We start from the raw sequence: 18465 nt of genomic DNA on the forward strand, positions 1-18465 counted from the left end.
CCTTACACCTTCGTAACGATTACAAAGGTTCGTCCATCTACTAAATCAATTTGATCATCAGGACGTAATTTCTTACCTCGGCGATTTTCTTCTTCCCCATTTACGTAGACGATATATTCACCTAAATACCACTTTGCCATTCCACCAGTATCAATTACTCCAGCTTCTTTTAGTAATTGACCAAGTGTAATGTATTCTGATTCAATCTCTATTTGTTCCAAGATCGTACACCTCACCATCTGCTAGACGAAGGGAAGACAGCATACGTCAAATGAATGCTGTCTCTAATTTGTTAGCTGTATCGTATTGTTCGCTCTAAAAAAATCTCTTTCTCTATTGTACTAAACGAATCGTCTCTAGCCAACCTTTTTTCATACAAGCTTTTAATAAGTCCGTACTGGTGAAAAGAGGTGTAGGTAACGATCAGAATCAATTGGACGGATCACAAACGGGCTCATCGCCCCTGTAAACATCAAATGAATCTCTTCACTATCAATCACTTTTAGAGCATCGATAATATTCTTACCGTTAAAAGAGATTCTTAGTTCTTCGCCTTCGTATCGTTCCACTTCCATTTGTTCGGTCACTTTCCCTACCTCTTGTGAAGTAGATGAAATTTCAATTTCGCCTTCTCCCAATGTTTTCATGTTTATGACATTGTTTTTGGCTTCTCTTGATAAAAGAAGCGCTCGTTCTAATGTCTGAAGCAACGGCTTCGTTTTCAACACAAAGCTCGTTCTTGATTGATTTGGAATCATGCTTGATGTAACTGGATACTTCCCTTCCAACAATCTGGAGAAAAACAATACGTGACCAAGTTTAAATAAAATTTGGTTTTCCGTTACAACGATGTCTACAGCATCAGATGTATCTTCTACAATTTTGCTCAACTCTTGTAAGCTTTTCCCTGGAATAACCACATTTTGAAAATGAAGGTCTTCATTCTCTACATCGATCTTTGTGCGTCGCATTGCCAAGCGATGACTATCTGTTGCAGTACAGATTAATCCATCTTCTTCTGTCTCGATGTTTACACCTGTCAACACCGGGCGTGTTTCCTGAGTGGACACCGCAAAGACAGTTTGGCGAATGACATTGCGGAGCATGTCTTGAGGCATAGAAAAAATCAAGTCCTCTTTTAACTGCGGAAGTCGTGGATATTCATCAGGGTCTAATCCATTTAATGTGAAAACAGAAGATCCAGAGCGAATCGTAGCAGCAAATTGATCATGGACCGTAATATCAATTGTATCGCCAGGTAATTTTTTCACTATTTCAGAAAAGTATTTTGACTGTAATACAATACTTCCTTCTTGCTCGACTTCAACAAGTTCTTTCTCATTTTCTACAGTTGGAATAAACGCTTCAATCGATAAGTCAGAATCACTTCCTGTTAACGTTAAGCCTTTTTTTGTAGCAACAATTTTTATTCCAGTAAGAATAGGGATCGTGGTTCTTGGAGAAACAGCTTTCGATACGTGTTGAACATCATGAACCATTCGGTTGCGATCAATTATGACATGCATACTTTGATACTCCTTTTCATAAACATATATAGTATTCTTTTTATTAATTAAAAGTCGTAGTAATAGTAATAGGGCTTGTGAGTTTGTGGATAACTAAAAAAATGCGTAAAGAGATAGCCTATTCACATGTGGGTAAATTGTGGATAGGCTTGTTCCAATTATACACATCATTCACAGCCTATTGGCGAAGCTGCTCGGTAATCATTTGAATTTTTTGTTGTAAATCTTGATCAGTTACGAGTAATTTGGAAATTTTCTCGTGGGCATGAATGACGGTTGTATGGTCACGGCCACCAAATTCACTACCGATCTTAGGTAAGGAAGCATCAGTCATTTCTCTTGAAAGATACATGGCAATTTGTCTAGGAAAGGCAACAGATTTTGTTCGTTTCTTTGCTTTGAAATCTTCTAATTTAACTTGATAATGGTCACCGACAAGTTTTTGAATATCTGAAATGCTGAGGGTTTTTGGTAGTGCATTTGGAATAATATCTTTTAAAGCTTCAGCAGCTAAATCTGCATTCATGTCTTGGTTAATCAGTGATGAATACGCAACAACACGAATTAAAGCACCTTCCAGCTCACGGATATTCGTGTCAATTTGATTCGCAATGTAAAGCATCACTTCGTTTGGAATATCAAGGTTTTCTGCTTTTGCTTTTTTTCTTAAAATAGCTATACGCGTCTCAAGATCAGGTGGTGTTATATCCGTTATTAAGCCCCATTCAAATCTTGAACGAAGACGATCTTCTAATGTTGGAATCTCCTTAGGAGGACGATCACTTGAAATCACGATTTGCTTTGACTCTTCGTGCAGAGCGTTAAATGTATGAAAAAACTCTTCTTGAGTTTGAATTTTCCCAGCAATGAATTGAATATCATCTATTAATAAGACATCGACATTGCGATATTTGTTGCGGAAATGAACCGCTTTGTTGTCACGAATGGCATTAATAAATTCATTAGTAAACTTTTCTGAAGAGAGGTAAACAACCTTTGCATTCGGATTATGTTCCATTACATAATGACCAATGGCATGCATTAAATGTGTTTTTCCTAATCCAACGCCACCATAAATAAAGAGTGGATTGTATGCTCTGGCTGGCGCTTCTGCAACGGCAAGTGATGCAGCATGAGCGAATCGGTTACCAGAACCAATAACAAAGGTATTAAAAGTGTATTTATCATTTAACATCGAACGATTTGTGTCATTTTGGGTAGCTAAATTTACTTCTGTCGCGGCAGGAGTTGGTTGTTCTTGAATGACTTCTTCTTGTTCGTGCTGTGGAATGACAAATTTCGGGTTTAGTCTTGCCCCAGTTAAATGCTCGATAATATCTGCTGCTAAGCTAGAATAATGATCTTCAAGCCAATCGCGAGCAAATTCATTTGGAGCTGTTATTGTGATAACGTCATTTTGCAAAGCCGTTGCTGTCGTTGATTTTAGCCAAGTTTCATAACTAGGCTTACTGACTCTCTGTTTCATTTCTTCAAGTACTTTATTCCATAGGTCATGAATATTTTCCAAAAAAGCCCCTCCTTCTGCGACATTCTCACACTGTACAACTTTTGTATAAGTAGCGGTATAAATATACGGACGAATATATACGACGAAACATTCATATTATAGGATGTTACGTAGAAAAGCAACGACTTCAACAAACTGTGGATAACAAAATAAACAGATGGAAAGAACCTGTCCACAACCTTACCCACAGGCTGTGGACAGGTTCTTTGGTACATACATTGTCCACGAAAGAAATCTCTTATATCATAGCAAAAAAAAGCTTTAGTAGCAATGGAAGGATGAACTTATCCACAAAATACAGGATGTAGTGTTTTGGTGTTGTCCACAATACAAGATATGTGTAAATCCTTGTCGATAACGTGTAGATAACCATATGTGAATAAAAAATATGTCCACAAAGGTAGAGCATAGCGATGTGAAGAAGTGAAAAAAGAGGTTTAAAAGAAGTTTAGAATAAAGACTTGACACATACGGTCATACATCTATATAATTTTTGGGAGTGCCTTAAGATCTAAATCCTCGAAGGAGGTGGAATACATGGGTAAACCAACGTTCCAACCAAATAACCGTAAACGTAAAAAGAATCACGGCTTCCGTGCAAGAATGGCTACGAAAAATGGACGTAAAGTTCTTTCTCGCCGTCGTCAAAAAGGAAGAAAAGTATTGTCTGCATAGACCACTGACATCAGTGGTCTTTTTCAGGTTTTATACATTATTTGAGTCAAGAGGGTCGTGAGACGAATGAAAAAAGAGCAACGTATTAAAAAAAATGAAGAATTTTCGGCTGTCTTTAATAGAGGATCATCAATGGCCAACCGTCAATTTGTTCTTTATATCTTGCCAAAAGAAGGACAAGATTCACTGCGCCTCGGATTATCTGTCTCAAAAAGAGTGGGAAATGCCGTTTGTCGAAATCGGATTAAACGTTATGTGCGTGAAGTATTTACTCAAATTCAGGGTGATTTAAAGCAGCATTACGATTATGTTGTCATAGCCCGCAATCCTGTTAAAGACATGACATACCACGAAATAAAAAGTAGCTTGGAGCATGTACTTAGAAAATCAAAAATGATTGTTCGTGTTCAACAAAATAAAGAAAATCGACAGCTAGGAGGAAGAAAAGAAAGTGAAACGAATTAGCTGGCTCGTAGTCATGACGGGGATGCTCTTTTTTTTATCTGGCTGTTTTAATATTAACGAGCCTATTACATCAGAGAGCTCAGGTTTTTGGAATTCCTTCTTTGTGTATCCGTTATCACAATTAATTATTTTCATTGCAAACTGGGTAAATAGCTATGGATTTGCCATTATTATTGTAACGATTTTATTTCGATTCATTTTATTACCATTAATGGTGAAGCAAACAAAAAGTATGAAGGCGATGCAGCAGTTGCAGCCAGAAATGCAAAAATTACGCGAGACTCATAGCGCAAAAGATCAAAATACACGCTTAAAATTAAATGAAGAAATGCAGAAATTATTCGCAACACATAAAGTAAACCCTTTTGCAGGTTGTTTACCGATTTTGATTCAAATGCCGATTTTTCTTGCTATTTATCATGCGATTATGCGTACAGAAAATTTTCAAGGTGAGTCCTTTGCTTGGTTCCAATTAAGTGATCCGGACCCATTTTTCATCTTACCGATATTGGCGTTTGTGTTAACATTCGTGCAGCAAAAAATGATGATGGTGCAAAATAATCCACAGGCAAAAATATTATTATATCTTATGCCGTTTATGATTTTAGTAATCGGGATTTTCTTACCCGCTGCGGTTATTCTCTATTGGGTAGTAGGAAACATCTTCATGATTGCACAAACCTACTTTATTACTGGACCAAACACAGGAAAAAGAGGATTAGAATCCACTGTTGGTGTTAATCAAAGCTCGACAAGGGGTACGTATTCATCAAACGCAAAAAATAAAAGTTCAAGTAAGAAGAAGAAAAATAAGAAAAAACGGAAATAAGAAAGGGGTATCCTATGGCAACGAAGACGGTAAAAGGTCGGACTGTTGATGAAGCTGTACAAAAAGCATTAGACGAACTTAATGTAAAAAAGGATCAATTAATGTATAACGTAATTGAAGAACCACAAAAAGGTTTCTTAGGATTATTTGGTGGAAAACCTGCAGTAATTGAAGTTCGTGTAAAACCTAAAACCGAAGACGTTGCAGGATCCTTTCTTTTAAAAACCGCCGAATTAATGGGACTTTCCGTTACAATCGAGCAACAACGCGATGGAAAATATGTTGCGTTGAACCTTGTTACATCTGAAAATGCTGATCAAGGAAAGTTGATCGGAAAAAAAGGTCAAACACTTGATTCTTTAGAGCATTTAACAAACTTAGTTGTTGCCAATCAGGATACAAGCGATACTTCTCGTATTCGCTTAAATGCTGGCGGCTATAGGGAGAAGCGAGAAGAGACTTTACGTCAGCTAGCCCTTCGAATTAGTCAGAAGGCACATACAACAAAGGAAAAAGTGGTACTTGAGCCAATGTCTGCTCGTGAGCGTAAGGTGATCCATACAACACTAGCTGATAGTCAGATTGTCACAACTGAATCAAAAGGAAACGGTTCAAAACGACATGTTGTGGTTGAACCGGTTAAATAAGAAGTGCAAAAGCACTTCTTATTTTTTTGGAGCAATAAAAACTGGAAGAGAAAGTTCACATTGAAGCAATGGCTTTTCAACTATGCGTATGCTATTCTTATTAGTTGAAGCTGTATTTTACGGAGGTGATGAATGTGGATACAATCGCAGCAATATCTACGGCACTTGGAGAAGGAGCTATTGGAATTGTCCGGCTCAGTGGAGATCAAGCAATTGATATTAGTGACAAGCTCTTTAAAGGAACAACGAAATTGAGTGAAGTCAAGACGCACACCATTACTTATGGGCATCTAGTCGAAGGTAATGAGGTCATTGAAGAGGCTATGGTCACTGTTATGCATGGACCAAAAACGTATACGCGTGAGAACATTGTTGAGATTAACTGTCATGGAGGGTTAGTTTCTGTTAATCGCGTATTACAGGCAGCATTGTCACATGGTGCTCGGTTGGCTGAGCCGGGAGAATTTACAAAGCGTGCGTTTCTAAATGGGAGAATAGACCTTTCTCAAGCAGAAGGTGTAATGGATTTAATTCGTTCCAAATCGGATCAGGCAATGAACGTAGCGATGAGGCAAGTGGAGGGAAGATTGTCAGGAAAGATTCAACATCTTAGACAACAACTTTTAGAGACTGTTGCTGCGGTAGAAGTCAATATTGATTACCCTGAGTATGATGCAGAAACGATGACACAGCAAATTATTCGCGAAAAGATGATGCCAGTTTTAGTGGAAATCGATCATCTTCTCGTTACGGCGAAGCAAGGAAAAGTACTGCGTGAAGGATTGGCAACGGCTATTATCGGGCGCCCAAATGTAGGGAAGTCGTCCTTAATGAATAGTCTTGTACATGAATCAAAAGCGATTGTTACAGACATTCCAGGGACAACACGAGATACATTAGAAGAGTACGTTAATGTAAGAGGTGTACCCCTTCGATTAATTGATACAGCAGGTATTCGCGAAACAGAAGATATTGTCGAAAAAATTGGCGTTGAGCGTTCACGTAAGGCCTTAAAAGAAGCCGAGTTAATCTTACTCGTATTAAATAACAGTGAACCGTTAACGATGGAAGACGAAGCGCTTTTTAAAGCCGTTGAAGATATGGATGTTGTTATTATTGTTAATAAAACCGATCAGAAACAAGCAATTGACATTAAAAAGGTGCATCAGTTTGCAAACGGGCGACCAGTTGTGACTACGTCGTTGATTCATGATGAGGGTGTTGACCAATTAGAAGAAGCGATTAAACAATTGTTTTTTGCTGGTGATATTGAAGGTCAAGATCTGACCTACGTATCGAATGCTAGACATATAGGACTGTTAAATGAGGCGAAAAGACGTGCTGAGGACGCCCTACAGGCCACAGAGATGGATGTACCAGTCGACCTTATCCAGATTGATGTGACACGTACCTGGGAGCTCTTAGGAGAGATTATAGGGGAAGATGTGCAGGATAGTTTAATTGATCAGTTGTTTTCACAGTTTTGTTTAGGTAAATAAATGTTCTAAGAAGAATTGTGCATGTCGAGTTCGTTGAGTAATGAGATCGTTAGAAGCGAACTGATGTACTTCGAATAGTAAAAAATTTCGATTGAAAGGAAGGGAGACTAGAGCAACGATCTAGTCGAGCATATATGAATTATCAAGCTGATTCGTTTGATGTGATTGTCATCGGAGCAGGTCATGCAGGAGTGGAAGCAGGTCTTGCTGCTGCGAGGATGGGTTCGAACACGCTTATGCTTACGTTAAATTTAGATGCCATTGCATATATGCCGTGTAACCCATCTGTAGGCGGTCCTGCAAAAGGGATTGTCGTTCGTGAAGTAGACGCTTTAGGCGGCGAAATGGGGCGAAATATTGATAAAACCCATATTCAAATGAGAATGTTAAATACGGGTAAAGGTCCGGCGGTTCGTGCCTTACGTGCGCAAGCCGATAAATTTCAGTATCAACATGAAATGAAAAAAACACTAGAGGAACAAGACAATTTATTAGTACGACAAGGAATGGTTGATCGATTAATCATTGAGGATGGCGAGTGTCACGGTGTTATTACCAATACAGGTGCTGAATATCGTGCGAAAGCTGTTGTTATTACAACAGGTACTTATTTAAAAGGTAAAATTATTTTAGGTGAGCTATCTTATGAATCTGGTCCAAATAATATGCAGCCATCCATCAAGCTGTCTGATCACCTCAAGGAACTTGGATTTAACATTGTTCGTTTCAAAACAGGAACGCCCCCACGAGTAAATGGGAACACAATTGATTATACAAAAACAGAAATCCAGCCAGGGGACGATAAGCCTCGTGCTTTTTCTTATGAAACCACAAAGTATATTACCGATCAGCTTCCATGTTGGTTAACCTATACCGGATCGGACACACATGAAATTATTAATGAAAATCTTGGACGTTCACCAATGTATTCAGGTATGATAGAAGGAACAGGACCAAGGTATTGTCCGTCTATAGAAGATAAGATTGTCCGCTTTAATGATAAGCCACGACACCAAATTTTTCTAGAGCCGGAAGGTCGAAACACAACAGAAGTATATGTGCAAGGTTTATCAACAAGTTTACCAGAGGATGTTCAGCTATCTATGCTTAAATCCATTCCTGGTCTTGAACATGTGAAAATGATGCGCCCTGGATATGCAATTGAATATGATGCCATCGTTCCTACACAATTGTGGCCGACTTTAGAAACAAAGGCAGTACCGGGGCTTTTTACAGCTGGACAAATTAATGGTACATCGGGCTATGAGGAAGCTGCTGGACAAGGGGTCGTTGCAGGAATTAATGCAGCAAGAAAAGTAGCAGGACAAGAGCCGCTAATTTTAGATCGTTCAGACGCTTATATTGGCGTTATGATTGATGATTTAGTTACAAAGGGTACAAATGAGCCTTATCGCTTACTTACGTCTAGAGCTGAATTCCGCTTAATTTTACGCCATGATAATGCAGACCTACGCTTAACAGAAAAAGGTTATAATTTAGGATTAATTTCTGAAGAGCGCTATGCTCAGTTTAAACACAAAAAAGAAGCAGTCGAACAAGAGATTAAGCGTATTAAAGGATTAATCGTGAAGCCATCATCTCAAGTGAATGAAGTTCTTATCCAGTTAGGCTCAAACGCTATGAGTGAGGCAATTAAAGCAGAAGCGCTATTGAAGCGACCAGAATTAACGTATAACGATTTGATGAACATTGTGCCGCACCCTGATCAACAACTTGATGAGGACGTGTGCGAACAAGTTGAAATTCAAGTGAAGTATGAAGGGTATATCGAAAAACAGTGGCAGCAAGTTGAACGTTTAAAGAAAATGGAGCGTAAGCAAATCCCTGAAGACCTTGACTATGATGCTATACAAGGGCTTGCAACGGAAGCGCGACAAAAATTAAAAATGGTTAGACCTTTATCTGTAGGGCAAGCTTCCCGTGTATCTGGCGTTAATCCTGCAGACGTATCGATTTTACTTGTTTATTTGGAACAAGGACGTCTTGCCAAAACATCATCGTGAGGTTGTTTATATGAGTTACGAGAAGTTTCCAGAATTACTTGCTGAAAAAAATATCGTACTTTCATCTACTCAAGAAGAGCAGTTCAACCGTTATTTTGAACTGCTTGTTGAGTGGAATGAAAAAATTAACTTAACAGCAATTGTTGCTAAAGATGACGTGTATTTAAAGCACTTTTATGACTCACTTACCCCTAGTTTTTATTTTCCATTCACTAATCAATCTGTATTGGACATTGGAGCAGGAGCGGGATTTCCGAGTTTACCTTTGAAAATTCTTTATCCTGATTTACACGTATCAATTATTGATTCATTAAACAAAAGAATTGGTTTTCTGACGTTTCTAGCAGATGAATTAGGTCTTACAAATGTATCTTTTTACCATGATCGTGCTGAATTAGCAGGTAAAAATGCAATGCATAGAGAAAATTATGATATTGTGACAGCAAGAGCGGTTGCACGCATGTCTGTTTTAGCAGAACTCTGTCTTCCATTTGTTAAAGTAGATGGATCTTTTATTGCGTTAAAAGCAGCAGGTGCTAATCAAGAGCTAAATGATGGAGAAAAAGCTATAACAACGATGGGTGGACAAATAGAAAGCAATCATTTCTTTTCTTTACCAGTTGAACAGAGTGACCGTCATATTGTTACGATTAAAAAAATAAAAACAACACCAAAAAAGTATCCTAGAAAACCTGGAATGCCGAACAAACAACCGATTGTTTAAACGTTACGTAAAGGTTTCACGTGGAACAAATTCATTTAAACAAAGGAATGACTTTTATAGGTGTCGAACTATACATGATGGTTATTTAATAAAAGGTGGTGTCTGAGGCGATGAAGCAATCGTTTTCACGCCTATTTGGCTTAAATGATAAACATGACGATGGTGATTTAATCGAAAACGAAGAAGTGAAGCAAATTCCAGTTGAAGACATTGTGCCAAATCGCTTTCAGCCAAGAACGGTTTTTGATGAAGAGCGGATTACTGAATTAGCACAAACCATTCGTACACATGGAATTATACAGCCAATTGTAGTGCGTATTAGAGAAGAGAAGTATGAAATTATTGCAGGTGAGCGGCGATTTAGAGCTGTTTCGTCTTTAGGTTGGGAAACGATCCCTGCTATTATAAAAGAGTTTAATGATTCACAGACAGCTTCAATTGCATTAATTGAAAACTTACAGCGTGAAGGTTTGACGGCTATTGAAGAAGCCACAGCTTATGCGAAGTTAATTGAAATTCATCAATTAACACAGGAAAGCCTTGCGCAACGTCTTGGAAAAGGACAATCAACGATAGCAAACAAACTAAGACTATTAAACTTGCCGAAAAAAGTGCAAGATGCTATTTTAAATCGCTTAATTTCAGAACGTCATGCTAGAGCACTTATTGGGTTAAAAGGTAATAACGAGGCGCATGAACTTATTTTGGAACAAATTATTTCAGAACAGTTAAACGTAAAACAAACAGAAGAACGCGTGCAACAGTTCCTTTATCCTAATCTTGAAGAAAAGGATGAGCCAAAAAAGAAAAAAGCAACGCGTAAATCGTATCCAAAGGATATGCGAATTGCAATGAATACGATTCGTCAATCTGTGGATATGGTGATGAAAACAGGGCTGAAAGTCGATACCGATGAAGAAGATAATGATGAATTTTACCAATTTACCATCCGAATACCTAAAAAGTGATCTATCTATTACAAAAAGATAGGTCTTTTTTTTAATAGGTTTATCGTCAATTTATGCTAAAATAAAAGTAATCTATTCCAAATGAAGGTTAAAGCGAGCGTTATATGCTCAATGAATGACTTTTTTAGGGGATTGCGATTAATGCAAGGAAATAAAGAGGGAATGTTTCTGCAACGAAGGAAAGTAGGTGTCCAAGTGTCAAAAATTATCGCTGTCGCAAACCAAAAAGGCGGCGTTGGGAAGACAACTTCTTCAGTGAATTTAGCAGCATGTTTAGCTCATTTAGGGAAAAAGGTACTTCTAGTTGATATAGATCCGCAAGGGAACGCAACGAGTGGAGTAGGTGTTGAAAAAGGGGATGTCGATGAATGCATCTATGATGTCCTAATTGATGATGTACCGGCTAGCAAAGTTATTTTTCCAACGAGTGTTCGTAATTTAGATGTTATTCCTGCGACAATTCAATTATCTGGTGCGGAAATTGAACTCGTACCAACAATTTCTCGAGAAGTTCGTTTAAAGAAAGCCTTAACACCATTAAAAGAAACGTATGATTATATCTTTATTGATTGTCCACCGTCATTAGGCCTGCTAACAATAAATGCGCTAACAGCGTCAGATTCCGTTATTATTCCAGTTCAATGTGAATATTACGCTTTAGAAGGTTTAAGCCAGCTTTTAAATACCGTTCGATTGGTACAAAAGCATTTAAACACATCATTAGCGATTGAAGGCGTGCTGCTTACAATGTTGGATGCACGAACAAATCTTGGTATTCAAGTAATCGAAGAAGTGAAAAAGTACTTTAGAGATAAAGTGTTTGATACGATAATCCCTAGAACAATCCGTCTTGGAGAAGCGCCAAGTTATGGAAAACCAATCATTGAATACGATGCGAAGTCACGTGGAGCAGAAGTGTACATAGACTTAGCAAAGGAAGTGGTTGCAAATGGTTAAATCGATTGGAAAGAAAGGTTTAGGTAAAGGATTAGAAGCTTTTTTTCCGAACGAAAGTGAACAAAGTCAGGAGCAAGTCACATATATTTCTGTGTCAGAAGTAAGGCCAAACCCGTATCAACCTAGAAAAACATTTTCAGAAGAATCTTTAAAAGAATTAAGTGATTCGATTAAAGAACATGGCATCTTACAGCCAATTACTGTAAGGAAATCAATTAAAGATTATGAAATTGTTATGGGAGAACGTCGTGTTAGAGCAGCCAAACAAGCTGGATTAGATCAGATCCCTGTTATCATTCAAGAATTAGATGAAAAGAAAATGATGGAAATTGCATTAATTGAAAACTTACAGCGGGAAGACTTGAATCCAATTGAAGAAGCGATTGCCTATGAAAAATTGATGAGCTACTCAAATAGCACACAAGAACAACTGGCAAAGCGATTAGGGAAGAGTAGACCGCATATTGCGAACCATATGCGATTGTTACAGCTCCCTAAAGTGGTGCAAGAGTTTATATCTGTTGGTAAGCTTAGTATGGGTCATGGGAGAGCTTTACTTGGATTACAAAATAAAGATAAACTATCGCAAGTACTCGAGAATGTTCTTCAAGAGAAGCTCAGTGTTCGCGAAGTCGAAAAGCTCGTTCAAGAGATTAATGAACATGTTCCACGTGAAACAAGAGAGGTGAAAGTGAAATTATCACCTTTTCTTAAAAACCATCAAGAACGTTTAAGGGACTCCCTTGGGACATCAGTCATGATTAAACCAGGGAAGAAAAAAGGGAAAATAGAAATTGATTATTTCTCTGAAGATGATTTAGAGAGAATTTTAGATATTTTAATACAAACGAAAGAATAAAGAAGCATGTCCTCCTTAAAGAGGCGGCTTCTTTTTTGGAAGGAGAGAAATCAATGTATTACTTTGATCACGCGGCAACCTCATTTCCTAAGCCGAAACGGGTGATTGACTCGGTTGTCACTACGATGGAAATGCATGGCGCAAACCCTGGAAGAGGAGGACATTCTTTATCTAGACAAGCCTCTGAATTGGTTTTGCAAACAAGGCAAAAGATCGCTGCATTCTTTCACGCGCCATCGGAAGAACACGTATGGTTTTATCCAAATGCAACGTTTGCGTTAAATCAAGCTATTATTGGTTTTCCGTTTTCAAATGGAGATGAAGTTGTTACAACGCATTTTGAACATAATTCAGTCCTTCGACCCTTATATGCAATGGAAAAGCAAGCGGGTATCATCATTCGATTTGCCGGTGGAAAAACAGGCGAGGAAACGGCTGCTAGTGTAGTAGAAGCGATTAATGATAAAACGAAATTTGTCGTTATTAATCATGCTTCAAACGTTACAGGGGAAATCGTACCATTAACGTCGATTTCTGAAAAAGCGAAGTCTGTAGGAGCAATCCTTTGTGTTGATGCATCACAAACAGCAGGAACGATTTCCATTAATATGGAGAGAGATGGGATTGATCTGCTTGCTTGCCCGGGTCACAAAGGGTTGTTAGGTCCTCAAGGTACAGGTATCTTACTATCAAAACATGATTATCACTTAAAACCAATGACGTATGGCGGTACTGGCCATAGTTCTGAAAGTAAAGATCAGCCAATTATGTGGCCTGAGCGATATGAAGCAGGCACGCTAAATACACCTGCTATTGCAGGACTAGGGGCTGGAATAGATGAGCTTGAGTATTTAGGAGGAACGGAGGCAATCTATCAGCATGAAGTACAGTTAGTTGATTATTTTTTACGAGAGATTGCTAATGTAAACGTATCACTTGTTGGCTCGGAAACAAGTGAAGGTCGCTTAGCCGTTGTTTCATTCGCCTTTGCTGAATTAAGCAGTCAAGAGTGTGCCATTATTCTTGATCAACACTATCAAATTGCTGTCAGAGCTGGCTTGCATTGCGCTCCCAAATTGCATGAGTGGTTTGGCTCGATTGACAAAGGATTAGTACGTGTGAGCTTTGGACCTTATACGACAATGAATGATGTTCGAGTCCTTATCCAAGCAATAAAGGAAATCGGAGCGTCGTTTTAAAGCTCGGTAAAAATGCCTTTCTTTTGAAAAAGAGAAGGGTGTTTTTTTATGCTTTGTTTCAATTGCATATCTACATAAGTGAAAACAGTTTGAAGTTTTTCAGCCATTGTCATGACCTCATGAAGACGAGTGCTTTGAAGTATGTGGAAATCCATTAAGCCAGCAGCATTCACCACTCCAGTAAGAGAACAATCACCAACTTCAGGCAAAGACTTTCCCATAGCTGCTCCTGGCTTCAATGATTGATTTGAAAGTGTGATCGATCCAACGTGCGCTTGTCGCCCTAAACAAGCATCAACGGCAATAAGAAAAGCATTAGGATGAAGCTCGTGAATCTCTTTTAATCGATTTTCTAAATTCACTGCATGAAGAGGTTCTTCTAATGTTCCATAAACGGTAAATTGAGTGAGATGGCACTTCTGAAGCATCGTTCCAAGAAGTGGCCCAAGGGCATCGCCTGTAGAACGGTCAGTCCCTATACAAGCAACGATAAATTCCTTTGAAGCGTGTTGTCGACAAAATGAAAGAAGGGACTTCCCTAGCTCTTGTGTAAATCCAACATCATCCATATGCATACGTTTTGAAAACACTTTTTTTCTGAAAGGCCAAAGGTTTGTACTCATATTATTAACTCCTTCACCATAGTAGTAACAGTATAGTAGATTTCTAGAAAATCTATACATGCTGAATCAGCGAGGGTGAGGATTTTGTGGGGAAATGGGTTAAAGTGGATGTTTTTAATAGTAGGAACAATTATTGGAGCAGGTTATGCTTCAGGGAGGGAGCTATGGGAATTTTTTGGAGCTGAAAGCGGACTAGCCATCGTACTGTTTGCTATTCTTTTTTCTATTAGCTGTGCTGTTATTTTAACGGTGTCTAAGAAAGAACAAACGACTCATTATCTCCCAGTGCTAGAAAAAGTATTAGGAAAGCGATTAGCTAAAGCCTATGATGTTATGATTATTCTCTATTTATTTTCAGTAACAGTGATTATGCTTGCAGGGGCTGGAGCCACTCTCGAGGTCTACCATATTCCAACTTGGCTTGGCATTATCGTCAACGGATTTCTTGTTGTTCTTATTTTTATAAAAGGTACAAGCGGTATGACAAAAATCAATGCGCTCCTTATTCCTATTCTTATTGTTTGCTTATTGGCGGTTTTACTTGTCTATCAACAGTCAATTGGTTTTACATTTTCATTTAATTTGCAAGAGCAAAAAAATTGGCCGGCGTCATTAACGTTTACATCATTAAATATTCTACCAATCATTGCTGTATTAGGCGCTGTCGGAAACCAAATTCATCATCGAGGTGAAATCTACATTGCAAGTATCGGAAGTGGTGTTATTTTAGGTACGGTTTCGTATATTTATAATGAATCTTTGCTTACAGTTGCTCAAGAAATCATTTTCTATGAGATACCATTATTCGTTATACTAAAACATTACCCTTCAGTAATGGTAGTAGCGATCTCACTGGTCCTCTGGCTAGCAATTTATACAACTGCTGCTTCAGGTGTATTAGGGTTATTATCTCGTATTCAAGTGAAAGTTACCGGTGAACCGTGGGTAATTGCATTGCTCCTCGTTGCATTGATGGCACCATTGACACTGTTTGGGTTCTCTACGTTAATTTCGATTTTGTATCCTCTATACGGAATTTTAAATTTATATATCCTTGCTGCGCTACTGTTATACCCAATTTTAAGGCACCCTGCCACAAAAAAGAAGCACTGACACTACAAAGGCAGCACTCCTTCGTGTATAATACAAGCAGAAATACCCGAAGGAGGAAAGAACATTGGCAAACAAGGAATTTGCGCTACATGATGTCGTAGAAATGAAAAAGCCGCACCCTTGTGGGGAAAATCGCTGGAAGATTATCCGCATGGGAATGGATGTACGTATAAAATGCTTAGGTTGTCAACATAGTGTCATGCTGCCACGTCGGGATTTCTCAAAGAAGCTAAAAAAAGTAATCGAGTCTGAGAACCAGTAAAAACACTGTTCGGATTTGAGAATCGATAAATAAAAGGACGTGACGGAAGTGGCTTTAACGACAGGAATTGTTGGTTTACCAAACGTTGGGAAATCAACCTTATTTAATGCAATCACACAAGCTGGTGCTGAATCTGCAAACTATCCCTTTTGTACGATTGACCCGAATGTAGGGATTGTTGAAGTACCAGATTCTCGTTTAAATAAACTAACAGAACTTGTAAAACCAAAAAAAACGGTACCAACAGCTTTTGAATTTACAGATATTGCTGGGATTGTGGAAGGCGCGAGTAAAGGGGAAGGGTTAGGAAATAAATTCTTATCTCATATCCGTCAAGTAGATGCGATTTCCCATGTTGTTCGTTGCTTCGCAGACGATAATATAACCCATGTGTCTGGTGGCGTAAATCCGTTAAGAGATATTGAAGTCATTAATTTAGAGTTGATTTTGGCTGATTTAGAATCGGTTGATAAACGGTTAACGAGAGTAGCAAAGCTAGCTAAGACAAAAGACAAAGAAGCTGTTGCGGAGCTTGCTGTACTTGAGCTTCTAAAGGATGCATTCGAAAACGAAAAGCCTGCACGTAGCATCGATTTCGATGACGACCAGCTTAAAATTGTAAAACAGCTTCATTTATTAACCAGTAAGCCAGTTTTATATGTTGCAAACGTTTCTGAAGACGATCTTGTTGCTGAAGAAGATAATGACTATGTGAAGCAAGTGAAAGAATTTGCGAATCAAGAGAATAGCAATGTCATCGTAGTATGTGCAAAGATTGAATCTGAGATTGCTGAACTTGAAGGTGAAGAAAAAGAAATGTTCTTGGAAGAATTAGGGATTGAAGAATCCGGTCTTGACCAGTTAATTCGTGCTGCCTATTCTTTACTTGGACTAGAAACGTATTTTACAGCTGGTGAACAAGAAGTGAGAGCATGGACATTCCGTAATGGAACAAAGGCACCTCAAGCTGCAGGAATCATTCACACAGACTTTGAACGTGGCTTTATTCGTGCAGAAACCGTTTCCTACCATGATTTAGTTGATGCAGGAACGATGGCAGTTGCCAAAGAACGAGGTAAAGTTCGCCTCGAGGGGAAAGATTATGTCGTTAAAGATGGCGATGTTATCCATTTCCGTTTTAATGTATAAAGAGTTATGCGAGTAGAAGAGGCTGGGACATAACGAAAAGTAGTATTTGAAAAGACGAATAGTCTAAACTATGCTGAGTAGCACCGCTACAGGAGAATTCTTCGCTTTCCGGGGACACGGCCTCAGCCTCCTCCGTGGAAAACCGCCACTCCAGAGTCTTCAGACACGTGCTGATCCCCCAGGAGTCTTCGGATTCTCCTTCTGCTAATGTTCATATAAAACAAACGACGAACGTTCCTATTTTCAGGAATGTTCGTCGTTTTGGTCTGTCTATCTACTTTTGTCCCAGTCTCTTTTTTATTGATTCAAAAAGGTGATGTCGAAAAATATCGCTGTGATGTTAGAAGGAATTAAGCAAAAGAAAGCGTAATAGGTATGTAAGCTTCAAGAACTCTTCGCAAAACCTCACCCTCATGTATTTTTCCCAATTCGTTAACTACTTTTTTATATAAAGGCAGGTGATGTTAATTTGTAGCTTGCTCATTAACTTCTAAAATGATATAATCATTGAATGTGAGTGAATTAGTTTTTGCTCCTTGCTCTGCTTTACAAACAGAGCCGTTTAGACCAAGAGGAGGTGAATGGAATGCGTAAGTACGAAATTATGTACATTATCGCTCCAAACCTAGAAGAGGCAGCAAACAAAGAAATCGTTGAGCGTTACAGCAATGTGCTCACTGATAATGGTGCTGAAATCTTAAAGGTAGACGAGATCGGTAAAAAACGTTTAGCTTATGAAATCAATGATTTCAAAGACGGCTACTACGTTCTTATTAGCGTACAAGCGAACACTGAAGCAATCAATGAATTTAATCGTCTGATTAAAATCAATGATAATGTGATCCGTGTCCTTGTTACAAAAGACGAACAATAATAACGATAAAATAAACGAGCTAGGCTGGAGGGATCGCATTGTTAAACCGTGTTGTTCTTGTTGGCCGATTAACCCGTGACCCTGAGCTTCGTTTTACCCCGAATGGTGTTGCTGTTGCGAACTTTACGTTAGCAGTCAACCGTCCATTCTCTAATCAACAAGGGGAAAGAGAAGCGGATTTCATTAATTGTGTTGTTTGGAGAAAGCCAGCGGAAAACGTAGCGAATTTCTTGAAAAAAGGAAGTTTAGCAGGCGTTGATGGACGAGTTCAAACGCGCAGTTATGATAATAATGAAGGAAAACGAGTCTTTATAACTGAAGTCGTGGCTGAGAGTGTTCAATTCCTTGAACCTCGTAATAGCCAAAACAATCAAAACCAAAACTTCGGTGGTTCTCAAGGAAATTATGGATCAGGTTCAGGAAACACAGGTTCAAGTGGTGGTAATCGTTCAAACGGTTATGACAACGATCCGTTCTCGAACGATGGTTCAATTGATATTTCTGATGATGACTTACCATTCTAATAACAAATAGAAAGGAGAAT

Annotated in this window: 20 protein-coding genes; 16 read left to right on the forward strand and 4 right to left on the reverse strand. The window is 38.6% G+C overall.

Annotation, left to right across the window (positions count from 1 at the left end; translation table 11 throughout):
* Window positions 1–2 precede the first annotated feature (2 nt).
* The 3 genes from yaaA to dnaA all read right to left on the reverse strand — a co-directional run bounded on the left by yaaA (window position 3) and on the right by dnaA (window position 3054).
* Window positions 3–221 carry a S4 domain-containing protein YaaA gene (yaaA, locus tag BK583_RS00590; protein WP_038484745.1) on the reverse strand — a complete coding sequence of 73 codons (219 nt, stop codon included), beginning with the start codon at window positions 219–221 and terminating at the stop codon, window positions 3–5.
* 162 nt (window positions 222–383) lie between these two features.
* A complete protein-coding gene (gene dnaN / locus BK583_RS00595; protein WP_055736078.1) occupies window positions 384–1526 on the reverse strand; it encodes a DNA polymerase III subunit beta in 1143 nt (380 codons plus the stop codon).
* Between the two features lie 178 nt (window positions 1527–1704).
* Window positions 1705–3054: a chromosomal replication initiator protein DnaA gene (gene dnaA, locus BK583_RS00600; RefSeq protein WP_038484739.1), complete on the reverse strand. Its 1350-nt coding sequence runs from the start codon at window positions 3052–3054 to the stop codon at window positions 1705–1707.
* Between the two features lie 537 nt (window positions 3055–3591).
* Between dnaA and rpmH the strand changes: the two genes are divergently transcribed.
* The 11 genes from rpmH (at window position 3592) to BK583_RS00655 (ending at window position 13900) form a co-directional block, all read left to right on the forward strand.
* Window positions 3592–3729 carry a 50S ribosomal protein L34 gene (gene rpmH, locus BK583_RS00605; RefSeq protein WP_035396906.1) on the forward strand — a complete coding sequence of 46 codons (138 nt, stop codon included), beginning with the start codon at window positions 3592–3594 and terminating at the stop codon, window positions 3727–3729.
* A 66-nt stretch (window positions 3730–3795) separates the two neighbouring features.
* A complete protein-coding gene (rnpA, locus tag BK583_RS00610) occupies window positions 3796–4194 on the forward strand; it encodes a ribonuclease P protein component (protein WP_038484736.1) in 399 nt (132 codons plus the stop codon).
* 13 nt (window positions 4195–4207) lie between these two features.
* Entirely contained in the window at window positions 4208–5023 is an 816-nt protein-coding gene (gene yidC / locus BK583_RS00615) for a membrane protein insertase YidC (protein WP_051667779.1), read from the forward strand.
* A 14-nt stretch (window positions 5024–5037) separates the two neighbouring features.
* Window positions 5038–5670, forward strand: coding sequence for an RNA-binding cell elongation regulator Jag/EloR (gene jag, locus BK583_RS00620; RefSeq protein WP_055736079.1), 633 nt, complete (start codon window positions 5038–5040; stop codon window positions 5668–5670).
* A 128-nt stretch (window positions 5671–5798) separates the two neighbouring features.
* Window positions 5799–7169, forward strand: coding sequence for a tRNA uridine-5-carboxymethylaminomethyl(34) synthesis GTPase MnmE (mnmE, locus tag BK583_RS00625; RefSeq protein ID WP_038484730.1), 1371 nt, complete (start codon window positions 5799–5801; stop codon window positions 7167–7169).
* A gap of 134 nt (window positions 7170–7303) precedes the next feature.
* Window positions 7304–9193, forward strand: coding sequence for a tRNA uridine-5-carboxymethylaminomethyl(34) synthesis enzyme MnmG (mnmG, locus tag BK583_RS00630; protein WP_055736080.1), 1890 nt, complete (start codon window positions 7304–7306; stop codon window positions 9191–9193).
* A gap of 10 nt (window positions 9194–9203) precedes the next feature.
* On the forward strand, window positions 9204–9917 hold the full coding sequence (gene rsmG, locus BK583_RS00635; protein WP_055736081.1) for a 16S rRNA (guanine(527)-N(7))-methyltransferase RsmG: 714 nt from the start codon (window positions 9204–9206) through the stop codon (window positions 9915–9917).
* Window positions 9918–10027: 110 nt separating this feature from the next.
* The gene (gene noc, locus BK583_RS00640; RefSeq protein ID WP_055736082.1) at window positions 10028–10885 is read left to right on the forward strand and encodes a nucleoid occlusion protein; all 858 of its coding nucleotides are present in this window, start codon (window positions 10028–10030) and stop codon (window positions 10883–10885) included.
* A gap of 195 nt (window positions 10886–11080) precedes the next feature.
* A complete protein-coding gene (locus BK583_RS00645) occupies window positions 11081–11842 on the forward strand; it encodes a ParA family protein (protein WP_038486371.1) in 762 nt (253 codons plus the stop codon).
* Window positions 11835–12701: a ParB/RepB/Spo0J family partition protein gene (locus tag BK583_RS00650; protein WP_038484718.1), complete on the forward strand. Its 867-nt coding sequence runs from the start codon at window positions 11835–11837 to the stop codon at window positions 12699–12701. Before BK583_RS00645 ends, BK583_RS00650 begins: the two co-directional genes overlap by 8 nt.
* Before the next feature lie 53 nt (window positions 12702–12754).
* Window positions 12755–13900 (forward strand): aminotransferase class V-fold PLP-dependent enzyme, encoded by a 1146-nt coding sequence (locus BK583_RS00655; protein WP_055736083.1) that lies wholly within the window; start codon window positions 12755–12757, stop codon window positions 13898–13900.
* On the opposite strand, the gene yyaC is transcribed toward BK583_RS00655, so the two are convergent.
* Window positions 13897–14523, reverse strand: a complete 627-nt coding sequence (gene yyaC / locus BK583_RS00660) for a spore protease YyaC (RefSeq protein ID WP_055736084.1) — start codon at window positions 14521–14523, stop codon at window positions 13897–13899. The genes BK583_RS00655 and yyaC overlap by 4 nt on opposite strands.
* An 84-nt stretch (window positions 14524–14607) precedes the next feature.
* Here yyaC and BK583_RS00665 point away from each other — a divergent pair, with 84 nt between their 5' ends.
* The 5 genes from BK583_RS00665 (at window position 14608) to ssb (ending at window position 18445) form a co-directional block, all read left to right on the forward strand.
* Window positions 14608–15636 (forward strand): YkvI family membrane protein, encoded by a 1029-nt coding sequence (locus BK583_RS00665; RefSeq protein WP_055736085.1) that lies wholly within the window; start codon window positions 14608–14610, stop codon window positions 15634–15636.
* 64 nt (window positions 15637–15700) lie between these two features.
* Window positions 15701–15898: a DUF951 domain-containing protein gene (locus tag BK583_RS00670; RefSeq protein ID WP_038484706.1), complete on the forward strand. Its 198-nt coding sequence runs from the start codon at window positions 15701–15703 to the stop codon at window positions 15896–15898.
* Window positions 15899–15946: 48 nt separating this feature from the next.
* Window positions 15947–17047, forward strand: a complete 1101-nt coding sequence (ychF, locus tag BK583_RS00675; protein ID WP_038484703.1) for a redox-regulated ATPase YchF — start codon at window positions 15947–15949, stop codon at window positions 17045–17047.
* Window positions 17048–17633: 586 nt separating this feature from the next.
* On the forward strand, window positions 17634–17921 hold the full coding sequence (gene rpsF / locus BK583_RS00680) for a 30S ribosomal protein S6 (protein ID WP_038484700.1): 288 nt from the start codon (window positions 17634–17636) through the stop codon (window positions 17919–17921).
* A gap of 38 nt (window positions 17922–17959) precedes the next feature.
* Entirely contained in the window at window positions 17960–18445 is a 486-nt protein-coding gene (gene ssb, locus BK583_RS00685) for a single-stranded DNA-binding protein (RefSeq protein WP_038484698.1), read from the forward strand.
* The last annotated feature ends 20 nt before the right edge of the window (window positions 18446–18465 follow it).

It is taken from the genome of Shouchella oshimensis (assembly GCF_002019765.1).
In the GTDB taxonomy this organism is placed as follows: Bacteria; Bacillota; Bacilli; order Bacillales; family Bacillaceae_D; genus Shouchella; species Shouchella oshimensis.